The organism is Brevibacterium jeotgali (genome assembly GCF_900169175.1).
GTDB classification, from domain to species: Bacteria; Actinomycetota; Actinomycetes; order Actinomycetales; family Brevibacteriaceae; genus Brevibacterium; species Brevibacterium jeotgali.
Genome location: NZ_FXZM01000033.1, coordinates 1 through 3,840, shown reverse-complemented (window position 1 = coordinate 3,840; position 3,840 = coordinate 1). Strand labels below are relative to the sequence as shown.

At 58.5% G+C, this 3,840-nt stretch carries 3 protein-coding genes and 1 pseudogene; 2 read left to right on the top strand and 2 right to left on the bottom strand.

The genetic code is table 11. The annotated features are described in order from the left end of the window. Nucleotides 1-1,118: pseudogene (locus tag BJEO58_RS14625) on the top strand (IS3 family transposase); the annotation flags it as partial. A 21-nt stretch (nucleotides 1,119-1,139) separates the two neighbouring features. Here BJEO58_RS14625 and BJEO58_RS14620 read toward each other — a convergent pair. Beyond that, nucleotides 1,140-1,601 (bottom strand): transposase family protein, encoded by a 462-nt coding sequence (locus BJEO58_RS14620; RefSeq protein ID WP_144573839.1) that lies wholly within the window; start codon nucleotides 1,599-1,601, stop codon nucleotides 1,140-1,142. Between the two features lie 229 nt (nucleotides 1,602-1,830). Between BJEO58_RS14620 and BJEO58_RS14615 the strand changes: the two genes are divergently transcribed. Further along, nucleotides 1,831-2,727: a LysR family transcriptional regulator gene (locus BJEO58_RS14615; RefSeq protein WP_101590182.1), complete on the top strand. Its 897-nt coding sequence runs from the start codon at nucleotides 1,831-1,833 to the stop codon at nucleotides 2,725-2,727. A 316-nt stretch (nucleotides 2,728-3,043) separates the two neighbouring features. Here BJEO58_RS14615 and BJEO58_RS14610 read toward each other — a convergent pair. Next, nucleotides 3,044-3,840 (bottom strand): ISL3 family transposase (locus tag BJEO58_RS14610; protein ID WP_145997567.1); only part of this gene is annotated, 797 nt, incomplete at its 5' end.

Sequence of the window (3,840 nt, the reverse complement as noted above, 5' to 3'; positions counted from 1 at the left end):
CAGAAGCAGGTCTGTGCCGATCTCGGGGTCTCGAAGTCAGCGCTGCAGGCGTGGGTGAGGGACTCCCGTCTCCACGAGCACGGAATCCAGCCCGCGCGGGACCCGGAGGAGAACCGCGCGCAGTCCGCGGCGCTGCGGCGTATCCGTGAGCTCGAACGCGAGAACAAGGTGCTCCGTGAGGCCGCAGCGTATCTCTCGCAGGCGAATCTGAAGCTGGGCGGCTCGTCCCCAAAATGATGTACCCGCTGGTCCGTGACCTTGCCGCTGCCGGGGTGCCGGTGGCGGTGACCTGTCGGGTATTGGGCTTCTCGAAGCAGGCCTTCTACGCGTGGTGCGCGCATCCAGTCTCGGACCGGGACTGGGACGAAGCGCACCTGCTCAACGCCGCCTACGGCATCCACGCAGATGATCCTGAGTTCGGCCACCGCTTCATCGCGGACGAGCTTCAGGTCGCCGGCTACCGGGCCTCGGAGCGGCGCGTATGGCGGCTGTGCTCCCAGCAGCGCCTGTTCTCCCAGACGGTGAAGAAGGCCAGGAAGAACGGGAAGAAGCCTGGCCCGCCGGTCTGTGATGACCGCGTCGAGCGGGACTTCACCGCCGAGGGTGTCAATGAGTTGTGGTTGACGGATATCACGGAACATCGCACGCGTGAGGGGAAGCTCTACCTCTGCGCGGTCAAAGACGTCTACAGCAACCGGATCGTCGGGTACGCCGTCGATTCCAGGATGAAGTCCCGCTTGGCTGTGGCGGCGCTCAATGACGCTGTGGCCCGTCGTGGCGGGGTTTCCAGGGTGGCTGGGTGCGTGGTCCACTCCGATCGCGGCAGCCAGTTCAGATCTCGGAGATTCCAGCTGGCGCTGAAACATCACGGGCTGGTCGCCTCGATGGGCAGAGTCGGCGCAGCTGGGGACAACGCAGCGATGGAATCGTTCTTCGCGACGCTGCAAAACAACGTGCTCGACCGACGCACGTGGGGCACACGCGACGAGTTGCGGGCAGCGATCATTCACTGGATCGAGCGGACCTACCATCGCCGTCGACGACAGCGGCGGCTGGGTAAACTGACCCCGGTCGAATACGAGGCTGTTAGCCACGATGCCGTCGCTCTGGCGGCATAAACCCCGGAGTCAACCGAACCTTCAGCAGACCCTATCGCCCATGATGAAGTCCTCGGGGAAGACCTCGAGGAATCCAGACGTATCAAGGGCTTTCGAGTCATGAGTGCATCCAGGCATCGGGTCTGACACCCAGGCAAGACGTCCTGACAAGTTGCAGGCGACTTGGACGTTCAGCCCAGGCGACTGGTGCTTCGCCGAGTAGAGTCCGTCAGCTGCTTCCCAGTCCCAGCAGGGAGGCAGGGTGCCGTCGACGATGAGCGCGTCGCGTGTATCGAGGTCGTCTACCGTCGGCACGAACTCGTTGAGTGCCTCCACAATTCGAGGGGACCAGGTCGTGACTGCACGAGAGACTGTCGCCTGTGAGACGCCGTAGTTTTCGGCGAGTTCGGCCTGCACACGATTGCGGCGAATGTAAGAAATGGCGACCCTGATCTCTTGTCTTGCTGTCAGCGCCACAGGCCTACCACCCTTCGTTCGTGTCAATGAGAAACGATCAAAAAGGGTGTCGCAGAGGACATCGAATGCCGCCAGGGTGAAGCCTGTAGTAGAATAGATATGAGAGCCTGTTCTTGAGTGCTTGAGCTTCGTAACCCAATCATCTCAAAGAACAGGCTCTCCTTTAATTCGACACGCTGATTATGTGCGCGAATCTGTGATTCTTACTTAGGGGTTTTGAATAACCCTCCCCACATACGAAAGCAGGAACTAAGCAATGAAAGTACGACAGATAGAGTCGCTTATGGCCGCAGTTGAACTTGGGTCACTTAGAAAGGCCGCACAAAAGCTCGACATCTCCCAGCCAGCCGTAACACAGCAAATAAACACGCTCGAGGAGAGCCTCAACCTTATCCTTTTACGACGGACTCCAGGCGGAGTCGCCGGTACCCCGAACTACAAATCACTGCAACCATATATCGAAGGGGTGTTGCGAGCCTCCCACGCCTTGAAGCAAGAAGCGGACGCAATAAGTGGATCAGCAAGCGGCTCCTTAACGATAAGCGCAGTACCTGCAGCATCGCAGAAGATAATTCCGAAAGCTATGAAGCTGTTCAGGTCGATCAGCCCGCAAATTCAATTCAAAATCCTTGAAATGAGCAGCGAAGGCGTAAAATCAACCGTGCAAACCGGCCAATCAGATATCGGCCTGTTATCTCACTGGATTCACGACGAACCAGCAGATGAGCAGGAAACCCTCACATATCGGACAGTGTACGAGAACCCCAGCCCCCTTACACTATATTTGCCAGCAGGAACAACCTTATCGAGCCCCAACCCACTCCCCAGCACAGAGCTTACTCAATACGAATTCATCGTACTCACTAAAGGGCATCTACTCCGAGAAGCGTTCGATAAACTGAGCGAAGATGTGCCACTCAGAATCGTATATGAAACCACGAGCTCAGCTGCTGCACTCACTCTCGTCCAAGGTGGCCTTGGAGCGAGCATTCTACCGGAAAGCATGATGGCGGACCAAGCGCAGCCAGTGATCAAGCGACCGCTTGAAATAAAATTCCCCAAAACCGGAATATCGATCATCCGGCGGAATGACGAAATGCCCACGTCGCCCATGATCGAGTTCACTCGGACCATACAAGGAATGTTCATTTAACCAAGTACGCATATAACATGCGAAGCAACCGATCACCAAAACCGAAGTCGCTAAAACACCGATACAACATATAAGATCCCGTTCGTGCGAATGCTCCCCCGTACTGGACATTTCAAAACAAGCTACCAGTATCGGCGACTCGAAACCTCACTCGAACTCGACGGACTAGCGAGCACTAACAATCAATAGTGCGTCCGCTCCCGCGCACGATAGCTCTGCGTAACACAGACGATCGAACGGTAAAGCCGCTCGAACGGATTACCTGGTGTCGCGTGTCGTTAGTTCCTGAATGGTTAGTGGGTTGAGAGAATGGGGCTCATCGCAAATGAGAGTGTAGAAGTGGTCTGAACCCTCCGGCGTCCAGCAGTGCCCGGAGCAGGTAGTGGCCCAAATTCCGGAACCCCAGAGCGGTACCTCTCAGATGCTCGAGCCGGCCATTGATCGCCTCCGTCGGCCCGTTGCTCGTCCCGGGCCGGTCGAAGTAGGCGAGCACATCAGCGGCTCTGCGTTTCAGCGTTCTCCCCAGCGTCGTCAGCTCCGTCAACGCTGCTGGCACTCCTGCCGAGAGACTCGCGATGACCGCCCGCAGTCGGTCTCTGCCGCGAGTGCGGTCGGGGTCGCGGTACGCGGCCACGATGCGCTGGTAGACCCACCACGTGACATCGACTTGCGTGTGTTCCTCGACAGCGAGCACAGCTTCGAGTCGATCGGTCTGCTTGCTGGTGAGCAGGTTCGCGCCGGTGAGCAGGATGCGACGGATGCCATAGAGCGGATCCCCGGACCGGCCCCGGTGCCCGAGTGTCTCCTGTTGGACCCGCTGCCGACACCGCTCCACAGCACCACCAGCCAGAGCCACGACGTGGAACGGATCCATCACCGGGATAGCGTCAGGCAGCTCTTCAGCCGCGGCTGACTTGTAGCCGGCGAAGCCATCCATCGCGACGTCCTCAATACCGTGACGGAATGTCTGCGATTGGGCGGCCAGCCAGGTCTTGAAGACCTTCTTCGATCGGCCCTCAACGATGTCCAGCAGGCGGGAGGGACCGGTCTTGTCGCGGATCGGGGTGAGATCGATGATGACAGTGACGAACTTGCTGCCGAACGGGGTATGCC